The sequence below is a fragment of the Citrobacter sp. KH_055_1 genome, assembly GCF_057838705.1.
Map to the genome: position 1 here is coordinate 4,462,458 of NZ_CM174473.1, position 22,639 is coordinate 4,485,096.

Genomic DNA, 22,639 nt, shown 5'->3' on the forward strand with positions numbered 1-22,639 from the left:
CTTTCGCCAAAACATCTTTGGCGTTGTAAGGTTAAGCCTCACGGTTCATTAGTATCGGTTAGCTCAATGTATCGCTACACTTACACACCCGACCTATCAACGTCGTAGTCTTCAACGTTCCTTCAGGACTCTCAAGGAGTCAGGGAGAACTCATCTCGGGGCAAGTTTCGTGCTTAGATGCTTTCAGCACTTATCTCTTCCGCATTTAGCTACCGGGCAATGCCATTGGCATGACAACCCGAACACCAGTGATGCGTCCACTCCGGTCCTCTCGTACTAGGAGCAGCCCCCCTCAATTCTCCAGCGCCCACGGCAGATAGGGACCGAACTGTCTCACGACGTTCTAAACCCAGCTCGCGTACCACTTTAAATGGCGAACAGCCATACCCTTGGGACCTACTTCAGCCCCAGGATGTGATGAGCCGACATCGAGGTGCCAAACACCGCCGTCGATATGAACTCTTGGGCGGTATCAGCCTGTTATCCCCGGAGTACCTTTTATCCGTTGAGCGATGGCCCTTCCATTCAGAACCACCGGATCACTAAGACCTGCTTTCGCACCTGCTCGAGCCGTCACTCTCGCAGTCAAGCTAGCTTATGCCTTTGCACTAACCTCCTGATGTCCGACCAGGATTAGCTAACCTTCGTGCTCCTCCGTTACTCTTTAGGAGGAGACCGCCCCAGTCAAACTACCCACCAGACACTGTCCGCAACCCGGATTACGGGTCTACGTTAGAACACCAGCCATTAAAGGGTGGTATTTCAAGGTTGGCTCCATGCAGACTGGCGTCCACACTTCAAAGCCTCCCACCTATCCTACACATCAAGGACCAGTGTTCAGTGTCAAGCTATAGTAAAGGTTCACGGGGTCTTTCCGTCTTGCCGCGGGTACACTGCATCTTCACAGCGAGTTCAATTTCACTGAGTCTCGGGTGGAGACAGCCTGGCCATCATTACGCCATTCGTGCAGGTCGGAACTTACCCGACAAGGAATTTCGCTACCTTAGGACCGTTATAGTTACGGCCGCCGTTTACCGGGGCTTCGATCAAGAGCTTCTCCTTACGGATAACCCCATCAATTAACCTTCCGGCACCGGGCAGGCGTCACACCGTATACGTCCACTTTCGTGTTTGCACAGTGCTGTGTTTTTAATAAACAGTTGCAGCCAGCTGGTATCTTCGACTGATTTCAGCTCCACGAGCAAGTCGCTTCACCTACCATCAGCGTGCCTTCTCCCGAAGTTACGGCACCATTTTGCCTAGTTCCTTCACCCGAGTTCTCTCAAGCGCCTTGGTATTCTCTACCTGACCACCTGTGTCGGTTTGGGGTACGATTTCGTGTTACCTGATGCTTAGAGGCTTTTCCTGGAAGCAGGGCATTTGTTACTTCAGCACCGTAGTGCCTCGTCATCACACCTCAGCGTTATACAGAAGTCCGGATTTACCTAAACTTCCCGCCTACATGCTTAAACCGGGACAACCGTCGCCCGGCTAACATAGCCTTCTCCGTCCCCCCTTCGCAGTAACACCAAGTACAGGAATATTAACCTGTTTCCCATCGACTACGCCTTTCGGCCTCGCCTTAGGGGTCGACTCACCCTGCCCCGATTAACGTTGGACAGGAACCCTTGGTCTTCCGGCGTGCGGGTTTTTCACCCGCATTATCGTTACTTATGTCAGCATTCGCACTTCTGATACCTCCAGCACCCCTCACAGGACACCTTCAACGGCTTACAGAACGCTCCCCTACCCAACAACACATAGTGTCGCTGCCGCAGCTTCGGTGCACAGTTTAGCCCCGTTACATCTTCCGCGCAGGCCGACTCGACCAGTGAGCTATTACGCTTTCTTTAAATGATGGCTGCTTCTAAGCCAACATCCTGGCTGTCTGTGCCTTCCCACATCGTTTCCCACTTAACTGTGACTTTGGGACCTTAGCTGGCGGTCTGGGTTGTTTCCCTCTTCACGACGGACGTTAGCACCCGCCGTGTGTCTCCCGTGATAACATTCTTCGGTATTCGTAGTTTGCATCGGGTTGGTAAGTCGGGATGACCCCCTAGCCGAAACAGTGCTCTACCCCCGAAGATGAGTTCACGAGGCGCTACCTAAATAGCTTTCGGGGAGAACCAGCTATCTCCCGGTTTGATTGGCCTTTCACCCCCAGCCACAAGTCATCCGCTAATTTTTCAACATTAGTCGGTTCGGTCCTCCAGTTAGTGTTACCCAACCTTCAACCTGCCCATGGCTAGATCACCGGGTTTCGGGTCTATACCCTGCAACTTAACGCCCAGTTAAGACTCGGTTTCCCTTCGGCTCCCCTATACGGTTAACCTTGCTACAGAATATAAGTCGCTGACCCATTATACAAAAGGTACGCAGTCACCCTGATAAATCAGGGCTCCCACTGCTTGTACGTACACGGTTTCAGGTTCTTTTTCACTCCCCTCGCCGGGGTTCTTTTCGCCTTTCCCTCACGGTACTGGTTCACTATCGGTCAGTCAGGAGTATTTAGCCTTGGAGGATGGTCCCCCCATATTCAGACAGGATACCACGTGTCCCGCCCTACTCTTCGAGTTCACAACACATGCGATTTTGTGTACGGGACTATCACCCTGTACCGTCGGACTTTCCAGACCGTTCCACTACCACACATGCTGATTCAGACTCTGGGCTGCTCCCCGTTCGCTCGCCGCTACTGGGGGAATCTCGGTTGATTTCTTTTCCTCGGGGTACTTAGATGTTTCAGTTCCCCCGGTTCGCTTCATTACGCTATGTATTCACGTAATGATAGTGTGTCGAAACACACTGGGTTTCCCCATTCGGAAATCGCCGGCTATAACGGTTCATATCACCTTACCGACGCTTATCGCAGATTAGCACGTCCTTCATCGCCTCTGACTGCCAGGGCATCCACCGTGTACGCTTAGTCGCTTAACCTCACAACCCGAAGATGTTTCGTAAAACACATCGTGTTGCGAAAATTTGAGAGACTCGAACACACCGCTTATCTGTTCTTATTACGGAGAACAGACACAGTGTGTCGTTTCAATTTTCAGCTTGATCCAGATTTTTAAAGAGCAAAACTTCTTAATGCACTCGGAAGTACATTCAGAAGTTCATCATTCATCAGACAATCTGTGTGGACACTACAAAGAACGTTTCTTTAAGGTAAGGAGGTGATCCAACCGCAGGTTCCCCTACGGTTACCTTGTTACGACTTCACCCCAGTCATGAATCACAAAGTGGTAAGCGCCCTCCCGAAGGTTAAGCTACCTACTTCTTTTGCAACCCACTCCCATGGTGTGACGGGCGGTGTGTACAAGGCCCGGGAACGTATTCACCGTAGCATTCTGATCTACGATTACTAGCGATTCCGACTTCATGGAGTCGAGTTGCAGACTCCAATCCGGACTACGACATACTTTATGAGGTCCGCTTGCTCTCGCGAGGTCGCTTCTCTTTGTATATGCCATTGTAGCACGTGTGTAGCCCTACTCGTAAGGGCCATGATGACTTGACGTCATCCCCACCTTCCTCCAGTTTATCACTGGCAGTCTCCTTTGAGTTCCCGGCCGAACCGCTGGCAACAAAGGATAAGGGTTGCGCTCGTTGCGGGACTTAACCCAACATTTCACAACACGAGCTGACGACAGCCATGCAGCACCTGTCTCACGGTTCCCGAAGGCACTAAAGCATCTCTGCTAAATTCCGTGGATGTCAAGAGTAGGTAAGGTTCTTCGCGTTGCATCGAATTAAACCACATGCTCCACCGCTTGTGCGGGCCCCCGTCAATTCATTTGAGTTTTAACCTTGCGGCCGTACTCCCCAGGCGGTCGACTTAACGCGTTAGCTCCGGAAGCCACTCCTCAAGGGAACAACCTCCAAGTCGACATCGTTTACGGCGTGGACTACCAGGGTATCTAATCCTGTTTGCTCCCCACGCTTTCGCACCTGAGCGTCAGTCTTTGTCCAGGGGGCCGCCTTCGCCACCGGTATTCCTCCAGATCTCTACGCATTTCACCGCTACACCTGGAATTCTACCCCCCTCTACAAGACTCTAGCCTGCCAGTTTCGGATGCAGTTCCCAGGTTGAGCCCGGGGATTTCACATCCGACTTGACAGACCGCCTGCGTGCGCTTTACGCCCAGTAATTCCGATTAACGCTTGCACCCTCCGTATTACCGCGGCTGCTGGCACGGAGTTAGCCGGTGCTTCTTCTGCGAGTAACGTCAATGAATGCGGTTATTAACCACATCCCCTTCCTCCTCGCTGAAAGTACTTTACAACCCGAAGGCCTTCTTCATACACGCGGCATGGCTGCATCAGGCTTGCGCCCATTGTGCAATATTCCCCACTGCTGCCTCCCGTAGGAGTCTGGACCGTGTCTCAGTTCCAGTGTGGCTGGTCATCCTCTCAGACCAGCTAGGGATCGTCGCCTAGGTGAGCCGTTACCCCACCTACTAGCTAATCCCATCTGGGCACATCCGATGGCAAGAGGCCCGAAGGTCCCCCTCTTTGGTCTTGCGACATTATGCGGTATTAGCTACCGTTTCCAGTAGTTATCCCCCTCCATCGGGCAGTTTCCCAGACATTACTCACCCGTCCGCCACTCGTCACCCAAGGAGCAAGCTCCTCTGTGCTACCGTTCGACTTGCATGTGTTAGGCCTGCCGCCAGCGTTCAATCTGAGCCATGATCAAACTCTTCAATTTAAGTTTGATGCTCGTGAATTAAACTTCGTAATGAATTACGTATGTTCACTCAGAGACTTGGTATTCATTTTTCGTCTTGCGACGTTTAAGAATCCGTATCTTCGAGTGCCCACACAGATTGTCTGATAAATTGTTAAAGAGCAGTGCAACACGGCTTTCGCTCACTGTTGCGAGGTGGCGTATATTACGCTTTCCTCTTTCAGAGTCAACCGTTTATTTTCAGGTTTTTCTCTTCAACCGAACCGGCTGTTTGTGTGAAGTGATTCACATCCGCCGTGTCGATGGAGGCGCATTATAGGGAGTTCTCTGGCGCCCGCAACCCTTAAATTACAGAAAAATGACTGACTGCTGCATTCCACAGCAAAACCCCGCCTTATACCTATTTGCACACAGAGTTATCCACAAACATCCCCATCATTTCGGCGATCCTTTCTACCTATATACGGTTTTAAGCTCTCGAAATAAGGGTCAACATTGAAAAAGAAAAATTCGCGAGCGTTGCGCAAACGTTTTCGTTACAATGCTGCGGCAAAACAAGGATGCCCCGTAAGGGGCGTTAGCTGAGTTTTTACGCAAAAACTCAGCTAACGCTCTCTGTTATAGTCAAATCCAGGGGATTTACCATGCAACAACGTCGTCCAGTCCGCCGCGCTCTGCTCAGTGTTTCTGACAAAGCAGGTATTATCGAATTCGCTCAGGCACTTTCCGCACGCGGTGTGGAGCTGCTGTCTACAGGTGGCACTGCGCGCCTGTTAGCAGAGAAAGGTCTGCCAGTGACCGAAGTTTCCGATTACACCGGTTTCCCGGAAATGATGGATGGACGCGTGAAGACCCTGCATCCAAAAGTACACGGCGGCATTCTTGGCCGTCGCGGTCAGGATGACGGAATAATGGAACAACACGGTATCAACCCTATCGATATGGTGGTTGTTAACCTGTACCCGTTTGCCGAGACCGTGGCTCGCGTTGGCTGCTCGCTGGAAGATGCGGTAGAGAATATCGATATCGGCGGCCCAACCATGGTGCGCTCGGCTGCCAAGAACCATAAAGATGTGGCTATCGTGGTAAAGAGCAATGACTACGACGCCATTATTAAAGAGATGGATGCCAACGAAGGTTCTCTGACCCTCGACACCCGTTTCGATCTCGCCATTAAAGCGTTCGAACACACCGCCGCCTACGACAGCATGATTGCCAACTACTTCGGCAGCATGGTCCCGGCCTATCACGGTGAAAGCAAAGACGCTGCAGGTCGCTTCCCACGAACCCTGAACCTGAACTTCATTAAGAAGCAGGATATGCGCTACGGCGAAAACAGCCACCAGCAGGCTGCCTTCTATATAGAAGAGAATGTTAAAGAGGCGTCCGTTGCCACCGCTACGCAGGTCCAGGGCAAAGCGCTCTCTTATAACAACATCGCCGATACCGACGCCGCGCTCGAGTGCGTGAAAGAGTTCAACGAGCCAGCCTGCGTTATCGTTAAGCACGCCAACCCGTGCGGCGTGGCAGTCAGCTCCTCTATTCTTGATGCCTATGACCGCGCGTACAAAACCGATCCAACCTCCGCGTTCGGCGGCATCATCGCTTTTAACCGCGAACTGGATGCTGAAACGGCACAGGCCATTATCTCCCGCCAGTTTGTTGAAGTGATCATCGCCCCGTCAGCAACTGAGGAAGCGCTGAAGATTACGGCGGCTAAGCAGAACGTTCGCGTCCTGACCTGCGGTCAGTGGGCTGAGCGTGTTGCGGGCCTGGATTTCAAACGCGTGAACGGCGGACTGCTGGTTCAGGATCGTGACCTGGGTATGGTCACCGAGGGTGAACTGCGCGTAGTGTCCAAACGTCAGCCTACTGAGCAGGAGCTGCGTGATGCGCTGTTCTGCTGGAAAGTCGCGAAGTTCGTGAAATCCAACGCCATTGTCTACGCCAAAGAGAACATGACCATCGGCATAGGTGCAGGCCAGATGAGCCGCGTTTATTCCGCGAAGATCGCCGGGATTAAAGCCGCCGACGAAGGTCTGGAAGTCAAAGGTTCGGCAATGGCGTCTGACGCCTTCTTCCCGTTCCGCGACGGGATTGATGCCGCAGCAGCCGTTGGCGTGAGCTGTGTTATCCAGCCAGGCGGTTCCATTCGTGATGACGAGGTGATTGCCGCTGCCGACGAACACGGTATTGCGATGATCTTTACCGACATGCGCCACTTCCGCCATTAATCCACGGAGCAGACGATGAAAGTATTAGTTATTGGCAACGGCGGGCGCGAACACGCGCTGGCCTGGAAAGCAGCCCAGTCACCGCAGGTTTCAACCGTTTATGTCGCACCGGGCAATGCGGGTACCGCACTGGAACCGACGCTGCAAAACGTGGCTATCGGTGTAACCGACATTCCGGCACTGCTGAGCTTTGCCCAGAGCGAGAAGATCGATCTCACTATCGTTGGTCCGGAAGCGCCGCTGGTGATTGGCGTGGTCGATGCCTTCCGTGCCGCCGGTCTGAAAATCTTCGGCCCAACCGAAGGTGCTGCGCAGTTGGAAGGTTCTAAAGCGTTCACCAAAGATTTCCTCGCGCGCCATAATATTCCCACGGCGGAATACCAGAACTTCACTGAAGTGGAGCCCGCGCTGGCCTATCTGCGTGAGAAAGGCGCGCCGATCGTCATTAAAGCCGACGGCCTGGCTGCCGGTAAAGGCGTTATCGTGGCAATGACGCTTGAAGAAGCTGAAGCCGCCGTGCACGACATGCTGGCAGGCAACGCGTTTGGCGACGCGGGCCACCGCATCGTGATCGAGGAGTTCCTCGACGGCGAAGAGGCAAGCTTTATCGTGATGGTCGACGGCGAGCATGTCCTGCCGATGGCTACCAGTCAGGACCACAAACGTGTGGGCAATGGCGATACCGGTCCGAACACCGGCGGGATGGGTGCATACTCTCCAGCGCCTGTTGTAACTGATGACGTTCACCAGCGCACCATGGAACGCATCATCTGGCCAACCGTAAAAGGCATGGCGGCAGAAGGTAACACCTACACCGGTTTCCTGTACGCAGGCCTGATGATCGACAAACAGGGCAACCCAAAGGTTATCGAGTTTAACTGCCGCTTCGGCGACCCGGAAACCCAGCCGATCATGCTGCGCATGAAGTCGGACCTGGTGGATCTGTGTCTCGCCGCCTGCGACGGTAAGCTGGACGAAAAAACCTCCGAGTGGGACGAGCGCGCCTCGCTGGGCGTGGTAATCGCCGCCGGGGGTTATCCGGGCGACTACCGTACCGGAGACGCGATCCACGGCCTGCCGCTGGAAGAAGCCGCTGACGGCAAAGTGTTCCACGCCGGCACTAAACTCGCCGCCGACGACACGGTATTGACCAATGGGGGCCGCGTCCTGTGCGCAACCGCACTGGGTCATACCGTTGCAGAAGCGCAGAAGCGCGCTTACGCGTTAATGGCCGACATCCGCTGGGAAGGCAGCTTTAGCCGTAACGATATCGGCTGGCGCGCCATCGAACGCGAGCAGCGCTAACGCGAAATTTTCGCCAATAGCGTTTTGCGCGTGATGCCTAACTGACGGGCGGCTTCAGTTTTGTTGCCGCCCGTTTTTTCCAGTGCTGCCAGAATCACCTCTTTTTCAACATCCACCAGCGGTTGGATCTCCGGACTGTTCTCTGCTTTTATTGGCGTCGCGGCAATCGCCAACGGCAGCTCGCGTTCAGAAATGTATTCTCCCGTCAGCAGAACCACAGCACGCTCAATCGCATTTTCCAGCTCACGAATGTTTCCCGGCCAGTCGTAATGGATCAGCAGATCCATTGCCTGCGGGGTAAAACCTTTCACCGCTTTGCGGTTACGCTCAGCAAAGCGCTGGAGAAAATGCCCGGCCAGCAGCGGAATATCTTCCCGGCGTTGACGTAATGCGGGCATCTCGATAGTGACGACGTTCAGGCGATAGTAGAGATCCTGGCGAAAACGTCCGGCGTTGACCTCTTGCGCCAGATCGCGATGGGTGGCGGCAATCAGCCGGACATCCACAGCAATAGTCTGATTACTGCCTACCCGCTGAACTTCACGCTCCTGAATCGCCCGCAGCAGGCGCACCTGCATCAGCGGCGAGATATCGCCAATCTCATCAAGAAACAGCGTACCGCCGTCGGCTTCCACAAAGCGCCCTTCCCGGCGTTTATCGGCACCCGTAAACGCGCCTTTTTCATGGCCGAACAGTTCAGACTCCAGCAGGGATTCATTCAGCGCCGCGCAGTTGAGCGTCACCAGTGGTTTATCACTGCGCGCACTGCTGGCGTGAAGCGCCCGGGCGACCAGTTCTTTGCCCGTTCCGGAGTCTCCGTGAATAAGCACCGTCGCATCCGACGGCGCAACCATCGCAATTTCGTTAAGCAGGTGCTGCATCGCCGGACTGTTGCCAATCATGCCAAACTGCGCTGCCGGGGCTGCTACGGGGTCGACGCCGGTCGCCCGGGTATGCGCCAGCGCCTTTTCCAGCGTGTGCTGCAGACTGTCAAAATCCAGTGGTTTGATTAAGTAATCCAGCGCCCCGGTTTTTAACGCTTCCACCGCGGTCTCCACGCTAGAAAAAGCGGTCATAATCAAGACCGGAATCGCCGGATTCAGGGCTTTGATCTCTTTCAGCGTTTCAATGCCGTCCATCTCCGCCATACGCACATCGCACAATACCAGATCAAAGACGTGTTCACGCACCTGCGCCAGCGCCTCTCGTCCGCTATAGGCAAGCGCAACGTCATAGCCCCAGCCACGCAGCAGCGCTTGTAGAATAGTGCAGTGGCTGACGTCATCGTCCACAACCAGAATATCGATTTTTCCGTGTGTCATCCTTGTCAATCCTGTGGTTTCGCATTGATCGGCAGCCAGAGAGTAAAGACGGTGCCTCTACCTTCCACGCTGGTCACCTGAATGGTTCCGCCGTGCTGCTCAATGATGTTTTGCACCACCGCCAGTCCCAGCCCGGTACCGTCTGCCTTCGTCGTAAAGTAAGGAGTAAAAATAGCCTCCAGCTGGTCGGGCGCAATTCCCTTTCCGCTGTCGGTAACCCTAATTTTAACCCGTTCGGCGCTACTTTCACTCGCTGAAACCGTAACCGTCCCCTGATGTCCGATAGCATGAATGGCGTTGAGGTATAAATTCAGCAGGACCTGCGTGAGTCGGTCGGGATCGGCTTGAATAGCGGGTAACGCAGCATTCGGCGTAAACTGCAGTTGAATTTCCCGGCTCTGAGCATCCTGGCTAACCAAATGCAGCGAGTGGGTGATGACTTCATTAAGATCGACCCGCTGCAGCGTCAGGTGCGCGGGCTTCACCAGCTCCAGCAATTCACTCACCACCCGATTTAAGCGATCGGCCTCTTTCGCCATCACCTGCGCCAGTTCATGCGACTCGCCCCCCGCCGGAGTGCGTTCGGCAAAATATTTCGCTAACCCCTTGATGGATGACAGTGGATTACGGATTTCATGCGCGACTCCCGCCGCCAGATGTCCGAGCGCCATCAGCTTTTCTTTACGCTTCATCGCGTCCTGTAGCTCTTTATAAGAACGCTGATAGCGTTGGTACCAGAAAAACGTCAGCACGGTAGCCAGCAGCACCGCCGCCAGAGCAGACAGAACGATCAGCGTATTACGCCACTCTCTGGCCTGAGTCGCGGCCAGGTCGCTGGCATCAAAAGCGATAAAGATGGTTTGCGTAGGCGTATTCGCATGATCGTCATTACCGGAGCAGCGTGCCATACCGTGCCTCCCGGCCCCATACAACGGCTGGAACTGGCGATAAATTTCCAGGGCTGGTATTTGATCATGCCCATCGGGCGATGAGTCGATATTCCGCCAGCGTTCTTGTTCCCCAGGATTTAACTGACGCAGGACATCCGGCGAGTAGAGGGATTTACCAACCATAGAGGAATCACTGTGGGTGATGATCACGCCATGCTCATCGACAACGGCAAACCAGAGTACGCCCGGCTGTACCGCCATTTGCTCCAGCAGCGTTTGTTGCTGCGCATGATGCATACGCATTCCCATGCCCACACGCGTACCGGACTCAAGGGCGCGGATCAGCACGCTTCCCTTTTCCAGTAACGTTTGTCGAGCGGCATCACTTTCCCGGCCGTAGTCCCGAATGGTCATGATGGAAAACCACCCCACCAAAATCAGGATCGCCGCCGGTAATAACCGGCTCAGCCACTTTGCTGCCGTATCCTTATCAAGACGCATACGTTCTCCCTTTCCCGCCGTTCCTTTCTTCATTTCAGGTATACAGCAGAAATCATGCCATCTTTTCACCCTGATAACCCTGTTCTCAGGCACAAACCCTCACAACGGGTGGGTAAAAATGACCCACCGGGCTGTTCTGGCGAGTCATTTTTACTCGCTTACGCCCGGGCGGCAGCCGCGCGATCCCCGCAGCATAAGGACGTCCAGGTTGGCACGGAAGATGCAAAAGAGAAAGTAAGCTAACCAACAGGAGAACGAACGATGAAACGGAATAATAAACTGGCGCTAATGGTCCTCTCGCTGATGGCTCTGGGTTCCACCCCGGCACTGGCGCAACATCACTGGGGCAATGGTGAGGGAATGTGGCAACAGGGTGGTACGCCAATGACCACCGAGCAGCAGGCCGCAGCCCAGAAAATCGCTGATGATTACTACACGCAGACCCGCGCATTGCGCCAGCAGTTGACGTCTAAACGTTATGAGTACAACGCGTTGCTCACCGCCAGCCCGCTGGACAGCGCAAAAATTAATGCCGTCGCAAAAGAGATAGAATCTCTGAATCAGGCGCTTGATGAGCAACGGGTGAAACGGGATGTCGCCATGGCGGAGGCGGGCGTGCCTCGTGGTGCCGGCATGGGTTGCGGTGGCGGCAGTTACCATCGTGGCGGGGGTCATATGGGTATGGGCCACTGGTAAAGAACTTAATGCCTGATGGCGCTACGCTAATCAGGCCTACAGATGGATACCGTAAGCCGGATAAGACGCTTTTGCGTCGCCATCCGGCGTTAAAATGTTTTATCTTTTGGCTGCCAACGACAGAAATCAGAATTCGCGACCAGCAACAGCTGAGATCCCTCAGGCGCTTCCAGCCATGCCACGCTCACGTCGACCGACGAGCGGCTCTGGCGGCGCTCGATATGGTTTATCGCCCATGAATCTAAATCAGGTTTGATCGTCTCGCCTTCACACGTAGTGACCGTGCGTTCGGCGGCATGCCAACGCCCCTGCCGTAATACCACACGCCCCTGGCGCAGCGCATCGCTGGTCTGACGGGTTTGATCGGCACGGTAGCGGTAGAGCGCAATTTGATCGCTGGAAAGCTGCTGCTTTTGTCCATCGACTTCACGCTGCATAAAACTCAGTTCACCCCGATCGTCGAAACGGATGCGAACATGCTCCGGCGGTTGGCTGTATACGTTGAGTTCTATCAGAGAGAGGGTGTCACCCTGCCAGCGGTACTCACTGGTGGTTGTGTCGCCGCTTCGCCACGGACTAAAAACGGAGAGCAGATGCACATCATTGTTGGAATCTTTACGCCAAACGCGTACCGCTCCGTGATCGCCAACATAACCGCTGGCCGTGAACGGAGGAAGCTCAGAGTGGCGACTGCAGGCAGACAGCAACAGAACACCTGAAAGCCAAAGCGTATGACGCCAGATGGACAAAAGGGGCGAAACCGCCCCCTCGTTAAAACTGTTCACTGCCACGCGAATTACTTAACCGCGTCTTTCAGTGCTTTACCAGAAACAAATGCCGGTACGTTAGCTGCGGCGATTTTGATTTCTTGACCGGTCTGCGGGTTGCGGCCAGTACGCTCAGCGCGGTGGTTCACTTTGAAGGTACCGAAACCAACCAGTTGTACAGCATCGCCTTCTTTCAGAGACTCAGTAATAGCAGCCAGAGTGGATTCCAGAGCAGCTTTAGCCTGTGTTTTGGACAGTTCTGCTTTGTCTGCAATTACATCAATCAGTTGAGTCTTGTTCATAAGTTATCCTTACAATGTGTTTATCGCTTGCTAAGCATCGAGTGCGACGGAAATGCCAGAAAAGCACTCTCCTGCATACACGCACCGATAGCCACTTTTCTTCGCCCCCCAAATGTAGACCAGACGGGGGGCGGATGGGAAGCCTTCAGGCACGACAAATCAGGCGTTAAATCACGTTTTGTGGTGTCATTGCTGAAAAATTATACCAATATTGCTCTCGCCAGCCTCGCGCAGGTCTGCACGCAGCCCTTTTATCAGCTCAAGATCGCGTTCTTCGCAATCGGCTAAAAGTCGGAATATTTCCCACTGAATATCCCATTCTTGCTCAACGGCAGGGTTCTCTTTCAGCTCTTCATCGGTCATTTCGCGACCCGCTTGCGTCATTTCCAGCATCGCGACGCTGGTAATCGAAGCCTTACTGACTTCAATCGCGTGTTCCAGCGTTTCACCGCTCAGACGAGAATGCATGACTTCGCTCAGGGCAACACAAGCGTCAATAGCCGGATAAACGCCGTACAGATCGTAGTCATCTGCGGACGGAATAGCCTCTTCAAACTTCTCCAGCTGGCTGTCAAAATTGATTTTCGCATCCTTGACGGTCAGCACTTCCCAGACTAAATCCAGGATTCGGCGGTAAATCTGCCCATCACCAAACTCCGTTTGCTTGCAGAACATGGCGTAGTTTGGGTACATGCGCTCACACAGACAGGCCATAAAGGTGACGTGCTGCCAGCTTTCCAGCTTCTCCAGACGCAGATGAATCGGGTTTTGTAACATGATGAGTTCTCGAATACGGAAATTAGTCGCAGTTTACCCGATATGGGGCGTTTTTGCTGCAAGCCGCGTAAAAGCCGGGCGTTCCGATGCCACCGCATCCGCCCAACGTGTCGGTTCCGGCAGGCGATAGCCGTTCATACAACGCTGCACCCACGCCAGCGCGCTATCCATGCCCACGCGATGTCCGGTAGAGATAAACAGTGGATTACAGCGTGCTTTGCTGCGCCAGACCCACGCCAGCTGCTCGCCTTTATCCAACAGTGGCGCTAGCGCCCCGGGTTCAGCAGATAAGGGTTCAAACTTGCCGCACAGCCGTTTTTTCGCCACGCCAATCGTCGGGATATCCACCAGCAGACCAAAATGGCTGGCAACGCCAAGACGACGCGGGTGGGAAATACCGTGACCATCAACGAACACTAAGTCAGGCTTCTGCGATAATTGTTCCCAGGCAGCCAGCAGCGCAGGATATTCGCGAAAAGAGAGAAAACCGGGGATATACGGCATGGTGGTGGCGATACGCGCCACCTTATATTCAACCAGCTCAAGAGAAGGATACTTCAGTAGCACGATGGCGGCTCGCGTCACCTCTCCGCCCTGCTCAAACCCGACATCTGCCCCAGCGATCAGATCCGGCGGATCGCTTTTAAAGCGATCTTCACGGATCACCGCAGAGGCCAGTTCAAGCTGTTGGGCGCGTAGCGACGCGAGATCCATCGTGACTCCTTAGCGGTGGTACTGCTCAGACAAGCGATGTACCGCCTCCACAAACACCCCGGCATGTTCCGGCGGCACATCCTGGTGGATACCGTGGCCCAGGTTAAAGACGTGGCCTTCCCCTTGACCGAAGCCCGCCAGTATCGTGGCGACTTCTTCTTCGATACGCGGTGCCGGTGCGTAGAGCATGGACGGGTCCATATTGCCCTGTAACGCCACTTTATGACCGACACGACGACGCGCATCGGCAATATCTGTCGTCCAGTCGAGACCCAGCGCATCACATCCAGTTTCCGCCATCGCTTCCAGCCACTGTCCGCCGCCTTTGGTGAACAAGGTGACCGGCACGCGGCGGCCGTCGTTTTCACGCAGCAGACCATCGACAATTTTGTGCATGTAATAGAGAGAGAACTGCTGATAGTCGCGACCGGTCAGCACGCCGCCCCAGGTGTCGAAAATCATCACCGATTGCGCGCCGGCTTTGATCTGCGCATTCAGGTATAGCGTGACGCTTTTCGCCAGCTTATCGAGCAGCAGATGCAGCGACGTTGGATCGGCGTACATCATCTTTTTAATCACGGTGAAGGCTTTGCTGCTGCCGCCTTCCACCATGTAAGTCGCCAGCGTCCACGGACTGCCAGAGAAGCCGATCAGCGGCACGTCGCCCTTCAGCTCGCGGCGAATAGTACGTACCGCGTTCATCACGTAGCCCAGTTCCCCTTCCGGGTCCGGGATCGGCAGCTTATCCACATCGGCCTTACAGGTGATGGGAGAGGTAAAGCGTGGGCCTTCGCCAGCTTCAAAGTACAGCCCAAGTCCCATCGCATCCGGGATGGTCAAAATGTCCGAAAAGAGGATCGCCGCATCAAGTTTATACCTGCGCAGCGGTTGTAGCGTCACTTCGCAGGCCAGCTCGGCGTTTTTGCACAGCGCCATGAAATCGCCCGCTTGCGCACGAGTGGCTTTGTACTCCGGCAAATAGCGGCCCGCCTGGCGCATCATCCATACCGGAGTAACATCAACGGGCTGGCGCAGCAGCGCACGCAGGTAACGATCGTTCTTCAGTTCGGTCATTTTTATCTTCCTTTTAGCGTCAGGCCGTCAGTGTATCATTACTCGTTCTTTACTCGTACTCAACCCGACACATCGCCACAGTATCTTCGATCAGTCGACGTGCGACGGTACCCGGCGGGGGAAGTAGCGGTAAGTCATCGTAGCGATACCAGTTCGCTTCCAGCAGTTCTTTCGGGTCGATGACGATCTCCCCGCTATCATATTCCGCCATAAACGCGGTCATCAAAGACTGCGGAAACGGCCAGGGCTGGGAGGTAACGTAGCGCAGGTTTTTCACCTTAATGCCGCTTTCTTCCATCACTTCTCGCGCTACCGCTTGTTCTAACGTCTCCCCCACTTCAACAAAACCGGCCAGCACGGTATGCACGCCGTTGCGGTGGCGAACATGCTGAGCCAGCAGCAGGGAGTCTTCACGACGGATGGCGACAATAATGCAGGGGGCAATTTGCGGATAATAACGTTCACGGCAGTGGCTACACAGCATTGCCCATTCGGTTTTGCTTGGGTGCATCGGATGGCCACAATAACCGCAGAATTTATGCGAACGGAAAAACTCAGCCAACTGTACGCCGCGTCCGACCAGTTGAAACAGTCCCACATCCTGATCGAGGATCTGGCGCACTGAGCCCATATCGTGGCGACGCTGCTGCTGCACCAGCCAGACGGTTTCACCTTCCCACTCGCCTATCGGCAACCCGCGCTGACCCAGCAGATCAAAACCAGCCGCGTCACCATGTGGCAGCTCTCCGTGAGGCAACCACAATTTTTGTTCATGACTGACGATCCACCAGCCGCTGTCTAATTTTTCAATAATACGATCCATATCTCTTGCGCAACCTTTGCTTCACAGGCATGTTGTTTACATTATTTTTACATTTATCGGTGAGCCGTTTTTCAACACCACCTTGCGGAGTCAATCATGCTAAACCAGCTGGAAAGCCTGACGGAACACGTCGGAGGAAGTAATAAACTGGTTGATCGCTGGCTACATGTACGTAAGCACCTGCTCGTGGCTTACTACAATCTGGTTGGCATTAAGCCTGGCAAAGAATCGTACATGCGGCTCAATGAAAAAGCGCTGGATGATTTTTGTCAGAGCCTGGTCGACTACCTCTCCACCGGACACTTCAGTATTTATGAACGTATTCTGCATAAATTGGAAGGGAACGGGCAGCTTTTAAAAGCCACAAAAATTTGGCCTCTTCTGGAAGCCAATACACAACAGATTATGGACGACTATGATTCCAGTCTGGAAAACGCCATTGACCACGATAATTTCCTTGAATTTCAACAGGCATTGTCGGATATCGGCGAGGCGCTGGAGGCCCGGTTTATGCTGGAAGATAAGTTGATTATGCTGGTGCTTGATGCGGTACACGACAGCGCAATGATCAAACGCCCTGCTTGAGATTTGCGCGAGTAACAGGTAGTTTACAACCATTCCTCCTCGCCAGAGGGGGAATTATCTTGTCGGAGTGCTTATTTTCCACATCAGCATGAGTGGAAAAGGCTGAGACCGTTAATTCGGGATCCGCGGAACCTGATCAGGCTAATACCTGCGAAGGGAACAAGAGTAAATCTACAGTTGTATCGCCCATGGGCGATCTTCCCTCTTGCTTCATCCGTCGTCTGACAAGCCATATCCTTACTTTTTGGAATGAGCTATGTCTGCCACTACTAAACCATCCCGCCGCGAACAGCGCGCCCAGGCCCAACACTTTATCGACACCCTGGAAGGGACCGCCTTTCCTAACTCAAAACGCATCTATATTGCTGGTTCACAGCCAGATATCCGTATTCCTATGCGTGAAATCCAGCTCAGCCCGACGCTCATTGGCGGCAGTAAAGATACCCCGCAGTACGAAGAGAACGAAGCCGTGCCGGTATATGACACCTCTGGCCCGTATGGCGATCCTGATGTGGCGATTAACGTCCAGCAGGGTCTGGCAAAACTGCGCCAGCCGTGGATATCCGCACGTAATGACAGCGAAGAGCTGGACGACCGTAGCTCCGCCTACACCAAAGAGCGCCTGGCCGATGATGGCCTGGACGAGCTGCGTTTCAACGGCTTGCTGACGCCTAAGCGCGCCAAAACCGGCCGCTGCGTGACCCAGTTGCACTACGCGCGCCAGGGCATCGTCACTCCGGAGATGGAGTTTATCGCTATCCGCGAAAATATGGGCCGCGAGCGCATTCGCAGTGAAGTGCTGCGCCACCAGCATCCAGGCATGAGCTTTGGCGCCAGCCTGCCGGAAAATATCACGGCGGAATTCGTGCGTGATGAAGTCGCTGCCGGGCGCGCCATCATCCCCGCCAACATCAACCACCCGGAATCAGAGCCGATGATCATCGGACGTAATTTCCTGGTGAAGGTCAATGCCAACATCGGTAACTCAGCGGTCACTTCCTCCATCGAAGAAGAAGTGGAAAAGCTGGTGTGGTCCACGCGCTGGGGGGCGGATACGGTGATGGACCTGTCCACCGGTCGCTATATTCACGAAACCCGCGAATGGATCCTGCGAAACAGCCCGGTGCCGATCGGCACCGTACCGATCTACCAGGCACTGGAGAAGGTCAACGGGATCGCCGAAGATCTCACCTGGGAAGCGTTCCGCGATACGCTGCTGGAGCAGGCCGAACAGGGTGTCGACTATTTCACTATCCACGCGGGTGTGCTGCTGCGCTATGTGCCGATGACCGCTAAACGCCTGACCGGAATTGTCTCGCGCGGCGGTTCCATCATGGCGAAATGGTGCCTCTCCCATCACAAAGAAAACTTCCTGTTCGAGCACTTCCGCGAAATCTGTGAAATCTGTGCCGCCTATGACGTTTCCCTGTCATTGGGCGACGGCCTGCGTCCGGGTTCCATTCAAGATGCCAACGACGAAGCGCAGTTCTCTGAGCTGCATACGCTGGGCGAGCTGACCAAAATTGCCTGGGAATATGACGTGCAGGTGATGATTGAAGGCCCTGGCCACGTACCGATGCAGATGATTAAGCGCAACATGACCGAAGAGCTGGAACACTGCCATGAAGCGCCGTTCTACACTTTAGGGCCATTAACGACCGATATTGCGCCGGGCTATGACCACTTCACCTCCGGTATTGGTGCGGCAATGATTGGCTGGTTTGGCTGCGCGATGCTGTGCTACGTCACGCCAAAAGAGCACCTCGGCCTGCCGAACAAAGAAGACGTGAAGCAGGGGTTGATTACCTACAAGATTGCCGCGCATGCCGCCGATTTAGCTAAAGGGCATCCGGGTGCGCAGATCCGCGATAACGCCATGTCAAAAGCGCGCTTCGAATTCCGCTGGGAAGACCAGTTTAATCTGGCGCTCGACCCGTTCACCGCCCGCGCCTACCACGATGAAACCCTGCCACAGGAGTCCGGCAAAGTCGCTCACTTCTGCTCAATGTGCGGGCCGAAATTCTGCTCGATGAAAATCAGCCAGGAAGTGCGCGACTACGCTGCCGCACAAACCATCGAAGTGGGGATGGCGGGTATGTCGGAGAACTTCCGCGCCAAAGGCGGTGAAATCTACCTGAAAAAGGAGGAAGCCTGATGTATCAGCCTGAATTCCCAACGGTACCTTTCCGCCTCGGGCTGTACCCGGTGGTCGACAGCATTGCGTGGATTGAACGCCTGCTTGATGCAGGCGTACGTACTATCCAGCTGCGAATCAAAGATAAACGCGACGAAGAGGTCGAAGCCGACGTGATTGCCGCTATTGAACTGGGGCGTCGCTACGATGCCCGTCTGTTTATCAATGACTACTGGCGACTGGCGATTAAACACCATGCTTACGGGGTACATCTGGGCCAGGAAGATCTTGAAACCACCGACCTAAAGGCGATTCAGGCCGCAAGGTTACGTCTTGGGGTATCCACCCACGATGATATGGAGATTGACGTGGCGCTGGCCGCGCGCCCTTCTTACATCGCACTGGGTCACGTCTTCCCGACACAAACCAAGCCGATGCCATCTGCCCCACAGGGATTGGTACAACTCGCCACGCATATCGAACGACTGGCTGACTACCCTACTGTCGCCATTGGCGGTATCAGCCTTGAGCGGGCACCGGCTGTGCTGGCGACCGGGGTGGGCAGCATTGCGGTAGTCAGCGCCATCACGCAGGCCGCTGACTGGCGAGGTGCCACGTCACAGCTGCTTTCAATTGCAGGAGCAGGCGATGAATGATCGCGATTTTATGCGCTATAGCCGCCAGATTTTACTCGGTGATATTGCGATAGAGGGCCAGCAGACACTGCTCAACAGCCACGTGCTGATTGTTGGCTTGGGCGGATTAGGCTCCCCTGCCGCGCTGTATCTGGCGGGTGCGGGAGTAGGCACATTGACGCTAGTGGACGACGACGACGTGCATCTGAGTAATCTTCAGCGCCAGATCCTGTTCACGACTGATGATATCGCCCGGTCAAAATCCCAGATGGCCCAACAGAGACTGACACGGCTCAACCCGGATATCGAACTGGTCGCGCTACAGCAGCGCCTGAAAGGCGATGCGCTCAGGCACGCGGTGGCGCGCGCTGACGTGGTGCTCGACTGCACCGACAATATGGCGACGCGTCAGGCGATCAATACCGCCTGCGTCGCCCTGAATACACAACTTATCACTGCCAGCGCTGTTGGCTTTGGAGGCCAATTGATGGTGCTGACGCCGCCGTGGGAACAGGGCTGCTACCGCTGTCTGTGGCCGGATGACATCGAGCCCGAACGCAACTGCCGTACCGCAGGCATTGTCGGTCCGGTCGTTGGCATCATGGGTACCCTGCAGGCGCTGGAAGCCATCAAACTTCTCAGCGGTATTGAAACCCTAAGCGGTGAATTACGCCTGTTCGATGGTAAAACCAGCCAGTGGCGTAGCCTGGCGTTACGCCGCGCCCGCGGTTGTCCGGTATGCGGAGGGCAACATGCAGATCCAATTCAATGATGAGCCAGTACAGTGTGCCGAGGGGCAAAATATCAGCGCGCTGCTGGCAGAGCTTAATCAGCTCAAGCCGGGGATAGCGCTGGCGCTGAATCAGCAGATCCTGCCGCGCGAGCAGTGGGAACAGCAAATCGTGCAGGAAGGCGACCAGATCCTGCTTTTTCAGGTTATTGCAGGGGGTTGATATGCTACGTATTGCCGACAAAACGTTTGATTCACATCTGTTCACCGGCACGGGGAAATTTGCCTCATCGCAACTGATGGTCGACGCCATTCGCGCCTCCGGTAGCCAACTGGTGACATTGGCAATGAAGCGCGTGGATTTACGCCAGCACAACGATGCCATTTTGGTGCCACTGGTCGAGGCAGGGGTAACGCTGCTGCCGAATACCTCAGGGGCGAAAACGGCGGATGAAGCTATTTTTGCCGCGCAGTTGGCGCGCGAAGCGCTGGGGACGCACTGGCTGAAATTAGAAATACATCCTGACGCTCGATGGCTGTTACCAGATCCTATCGAAACGCTGAAAGCCGCCGAGGCGCTGGTGAAGCAGGGTTTCGTGGTGCTGCCCTACTGCGGCGCGGACCCGGTGCTGTGCAAGCGGCTGGAAGAAGTGGGCTGTGCGGCGGTCATGCCGCTCGGTGCGCCCATTGGCTCAAATCAGGGCCTGGAAACCCGCGCCATGCTGGAGATCATTATTCAGCAGGCCACCGTCCCAGTGGTGGTTGATGCCGGGATCGGTGTGCCCAGCCATGCCACGCAGGCGTTGGAAATGGGGGCCGACGCGGTGTTGGTCAACACGGCGATTGCCGTAGCGGACGACCCGGTAATGATGGCGACGGCGTTCCGGCTGGCGGTTGAAGCGGGCCTTCTGGCACGTCAGGCCGTTCCGGGGAGCCGAAGTACCAATGCTTGCGCCACCAGCCCATTGACCGGATTTCTGGAGGTCTCAGCATGAAAACCTTCAGCGATCGCTGGCGACAGCTGGAGTGGGATGATATCCATCTGCGCATTAACGGCAAAACCGCCGCCGATGTCGAGCGCGCACTTAACACTGCACAGCTGAGTCGTGATGACCTGATGGCGCTGCTCTCGCCAGCCGCCGCTGATTATCTGGAGCCGCTGGCGCAGCGAGCGCAAAAGCTGACCCGCCAACGCTTTGGTAATACCGTCAGCTTTTACGTACCGCTGTATCTTTCGAATCTGTGCGCCAACGACTGCTCTTACTGCGGCTTCTCCATGAGCAACCGCATCAAGCGTAAAACTTTGGATGAATCAGAGATTCAACGGGAGTGTGCGGCGATCCGCGAGCTGGGTTTTGAGCATCTGTTGCTGGTCACCGGCGAGCATCAGGCGAAAGTCGGCATGGACTATTTTCGCCGCCATTTACCCGCCATCCGTCGTCAGTTTTCTTCGCTACAGATGGAGGTACAACCGCTGTCAGTTGCTGAATATGCTGAGCTAAAGATACTCGGTCTGGACGGTGTGATGGTGTATCAGGAGAGCTACCATGAGGCGACTTATGCCCGGCACCATCTGAAGGGAAAAAAGCAGGACTTCTTTTGGCGGCTGGAAACGCCGGACCGACTTGGTCACGCCGGTATCGACAAAATTGGCCTTGGGGCACTGATTGGCTTGTCTGACAGTTGGCGGGTTGATTGCTATATGGTAGCCGAGCATTTGCTATGGATGCAGCAACATTACTGGCAAAGCCGTTATTCAATCTCGTTCCCACGCCTGCGCCCATGTACCGGAGGTATTGAACCGGCATCGATTATGGATGAGCGTCAACTGGTACAAACCATTTGTGCGTTTCGCTTGTTGGCGCCGGACATCGAGCTGTCGCTCTCCACGCGTGAATCACCGTGGTTTCGCGACCACGTCATTCCGCTAGCAATCAATAACGTCAGCGCCTTCTCAAAGACGCAGCCCGGCGGCTATGCCGACAATCACCCGGAGCTGGAACAGTTTTCTCCGCATGATGATCGGCGCCCTGAAGATGTTGCCGCAGCACTCAGTGCGCAGGGTTTACAGCCCGTGTGGAAAGACTGGGATAGTTTTCTCGGACGTGCGTCACAGATGTAGTGAATCCGGATGTAAAAACGAAAAAACCCGCTTTCGCGGGTTTTTTATTCACTATCACTTATCTGCTCAGGCTCTGGCCTTCATCGCTATCGTAAGCGTTCGTGAGATTATCGGCGATTACAGCGCGATAACGTTAACAGCAGACGGGCCTTTCGCGCCGTTCTCAACGGAGAACTCGACTTTTTGGCCTTCGTCTAAGGTTTTATAATCGTTGCTCTGGATAGCGGAAAAATGCACAAACACATCTTTGCTACCGTCCTGAGGAGTGATAAAGCCGAAGCCTTTCTCAGAGTTAAACCATTTTACTAAACCAGTCATTTTGTTAGACATAGATACTT

Annotated in this window: 19 protein-coding genes, 2 rRNA genes and 1 riboswitch; of the genes, 10 read left to right on the forward strand and 11 right to left on the reverse strand. The window is 54.6% G+C overall.

What is annotated here, in order from left to right; translation table 11 throughout:
* Positions 1 to 27: 27 nt before the first annotated feature.
* Positions 28 to 2,937, reverse strand: a 23S ribosomal RNA gene (locus AC3ITF_RS20965).
* A 232-nt stretch (positions 2,938 to 3,169) separates the two neighbouring features.
* Positions 3,170 to 4,711 (reverse strand): 16S ribosomal RNA (locus tag AC3ITF_RS20970).
* Together the 16S and 23S rRNA genes form the textbook arrangement of a ribosomal RNA operon.
* Before the next feature lie 623 nt (positions 4,712 to 5,334).
* Here AC3ITF_RS20970 and purH point away from each other — a divergent pair.
* Together purH and purD are read left to right on the forward strand one after the other, a co-directional pair.
* Complete coding sequence (purH, locus tag AC3ITF_RS20975; RefSeq protein WP_181517666.1) at positions 5,335 to 6,924, forward strand: bifunctional phosphoribosylaminoimidazolecarboxamide formyltransferase/IMP cyclohydrolase; 1,590 nt, start codon at positions 5,335 to 5,337, stop codon at positions 6,922 to 6,924.
* A gap of 15 nt (positions 6,925 to 6,939) precedes the next feature.
* Positions 6,940 to 8,229 carry a phosphoribosylamine--glycine ligase gene (gene purD / locus AC3ITF_RS20980; protein WP_135912742.1) on the forward strand — a complete coding sequence of 430 codons (1,290 nt, stop codon included), beginning with the start codon at positions 6,940 to 6,942 and terminating at the stop codon, positions 8,227 to 8,229.
* Here purD and zraR read toward each other — a convergent pair.
* Positions 8,226 to 9,551 carry a sigma-54-dependent response regulator transcription factor ZraR gene (zraR, locus tag AC3ITF_RS20985; protein WP_115259730.1) on the reverse strand — a complete coding sequence of 442 codons (1,326 nt, stop codon included), beginning with the start codon at positions 9,549 to 9,551 and terminating at the stop codon, positions 8,226 to 8,228. The genes purD and zraR overlap by 4 nt on opposite strands.
* A 5-nt stretch (positions 9,552 to 9,556) precedes the next feature.
* Positions 9,557 to 10,942: a two-component system sensor histidine kinase ZraS gene (gene zraS / locus AC3ITF_RS20990; RefSeq protein ID WP_117344001.1), complete on the reverse strand. Its 1,386-nt coding sequence runs from the start codon at positions 10,940 to 10,942 to the stop codon at positions 9,557 to 9,559.
* A gap of 261 nt (positions 10,943 to 11,203) precedes the next feature.
* Between zraS and zraP the strand changes: the two genes are divergently transcribed.
* A complete protein-coding gene (gene zraP / locus AC3ITF_RS20995; protein WP_096758766.1) occupies positions 11,204 to 11,638 on the forward strand; it encodes a zinc resistance sensor/chaperone ZraP in 435 nt (144 codons plus the stop codon).
* 89 nt (positions 11,639 to 11,727) lie between these two features.
* Here the strand turns inward: zraP and AC3ITF_RS21000 are convergent, their stop codons facing one another.
* The 6 genes from AC3ITF_RS21000 to nudC form a co-directional block, all read right to left on the reverse strand.
* The gene (locus tag AC3ITF_RS21000) at positions 11,728 to 12,423 is read right to left on the reverse strand and encodes a DUF1481 domain-containing protein (protein ID WP_117344006.1); all 696 of its coding nucleotides are present in this window, start codon (positions 12,421 to 12,423) and stop codon (positions 11,728 to 11,730) included.
* Between the two features lie 11 nt (positions 12,424 to 12,434).
* Positions 12,435 to 12,707 carry a nucleoid-associated protein HU-alpha gene (gene hupA, locus AC3ITF_RS21005; RefSeq protein WP_096758767.1) on the reverse strand — a complete coding sequence of 91 codons (273 nt, stop codon included), beginning with the start codon at positions 12,705 to 12,707 and terminating at the stop codon, positions 12,435 to 12,437.
* A 186-nt stretch (positions 12,708 to 12,893) separates the two neighbouring features.
* Positions 12,894 to 13,484, reverse strand: a complete 591-nt coding sequence (locus AC3ITF_RS21010; RefSeq protein WP_096758768.1) for a YjaG family protein — start codon at positions 13,482 to 13,484, stop codon at positions 12,894 to 12,896.
* A gap of 33 nt (positions 13,485 to 13,517) precedes the next feature.
* On the reverse strand, positions 13,518 to 14,198 hold the full coding sequence (gene nfi / locus AC3ITF_RS21015; protein WP_489175995.1) for a deoxyribonuclease V: 681 nt from the start codon (positions 14,196 to 14,198) through the stop codon (positions 13,518 to 13,520).
* Between the two features lie 9 nt (positions 14,199 to 14,207).
* Positions 14,208 to 15,272: a uroporphyrinogen decarboxylase gene (gene hemE / locus AC3ITF_RS21020; RefSeq protein ID WP_096758770.1), complete on the reverse strand. Its 1,065-nt coding sequence runs from the start codon at positions 15,270 to 15,272 to the stop codon at positions 14,208 to 14,210.
* Between the two features lie 49 nt (positions 15,273 to 15,321).
* Positions 15,322 to 16,095 carry an NAD(+) diphosphatase gene (gene nudC / locus AC3ITF_RS21025; protein WP_489175996.1) on the reverse strand — a complete coding sequence of 258 codons (774 nt, stop codon included), beginning with the start codon at positions 16,093 to 16,095 and terminating at the stop codon, positions 15,322 to 15,324.
* A gap of 96 nt (positions 16,096 to 16,191) precedes the next feature.
* On the opposite strand from nudC, the gene rsd reads away from it, so the two are divergent.
* The 7 genes from rsd (at position 16,192) to thiH (ending at position 22,301) form a co-directional block, all read left to right on the forward strand.
* Positions 16,192 to 16,680: a sigma D regulator gene (rsd, locus tag AC3ITF_RS21030; RefSeq protein ID WP_096758772.1), complete on the forward strand. Its 489-nt coding sequence runs from the start codon at positions 16,192 to 16,194 to the stop codon at positions 16,678 to 16,680.
* A gap of 53 nt (positions 16,681 to 16,733) precedes the next feature.
* Positions 16,734 to 16,856, forward strand: a riboswitch (TPP riboswitch).
* A gap of 80 nt (positions 16,857 to 16,936) precedes the next feature.
* Positions 16,937 to 18,835: a phosphomethylpyrimidine synthase ThiC gene (gene thiC / locus AC3ITF_RS21035; RefSeq protein ID WP_181506350.1), complete on the forward strand. Its 1,899-nt coding sequence runs from the start codon at positions 16,937 to 16,939 to the stop codon at positions 18,833 to 18,835.
* The gene (thiE, locus tag AC3ITF_RS21040; RefSeq protein WP_489175997.1) at positions 18,835 to 19,470 is read left to right on the forward strand and encodes a thiamine phosphate synthase; all 636 of its coding nucleotides are present in this window, start codon (positions 18,835 to 18,837) and stop codon (positions 19,468 to 19,470) included. Before thiC ends, thiE begins: the two co-directional genes overlap by 1 nt.
* The gene (locus AC3ITF_RS21045) at positions 19,463 to 20,221 is read left to right on the forward strand and encodes a HesA/MoeB/ThiF family protein (RefSeq protein ID WP_489175998.1); all 759 of its coding nucleotides are present in this window, start codon (positions 19,463 to 19,465) and stop codon (positions 20,219 to 20,221) included. Before thiE ends, AC3ITF_RS21045 begins: the two co-directional genes overlap by 8 nt.
* Positions 20,202 to 20,402 carry a sulfur carrier protein ThiS gene (gene thiS / locus AC3ITF_RS21050; protein ID WP_096758776.1) on the forward strand — a complete coding sequence of 67 codons (201 nt, stop codon included), beginning with the start codon at positions 20,202 to 20,204 and terminating at the stop codon, positions 20,400 to 20,402. The genes AC3ITF_RS21045 and thiS overlap by 20 nt, the downstream gene beginning before the upstream one ends.
* A gap of 1 nt (position 20,403) precedes the next feature.
* Positions 20,404 to 21,174 carry a thiazole synthase gene (thiG, locus tag AC3ITF_RS21055; protein WP_115259736.1) on the forward strand — a complete coding sequence of 257 codons (771 nt, stop codon included), beginning with the start codon at positions 20,404 to 20,406 and terminating at the stop codon, positions 21,172 to 21,174.
* Positions 21,171 to 22,301, forward strand: a complete 1,131-nt coding sequence (gene thiH, locus AC3ITF_RS21060; RefSeq protein WP_096758778.1) for a 2-iminoacetate synthase ThiH — start codon at positions 21,171 to 21,173, stop codon at positions 22,299 to 22,301. Before thiG ends, thiH begins: the two co-directional genes overlap by 4 nt.
* A gap of 117 nt (positions 22,302 to 22,418) precedes the next feature.
* Here the strand turns inward: thiH and cspE are convergent, their stop codons facing one another.
* A complete protein-coding gene (cspE, locus tag AC3ITF_RS21065) occupies positions 22,419 to 22,631 on the reverse strand; it encodes a transcription antiterminator/RNA stability regulator CspE (protein ID WP_096758779.1) in 213 nt (70 codons plus the stop codon).
* Between the last annotated feature and the right edge of the window lie 8 nt (positions 22,632 to 22,639).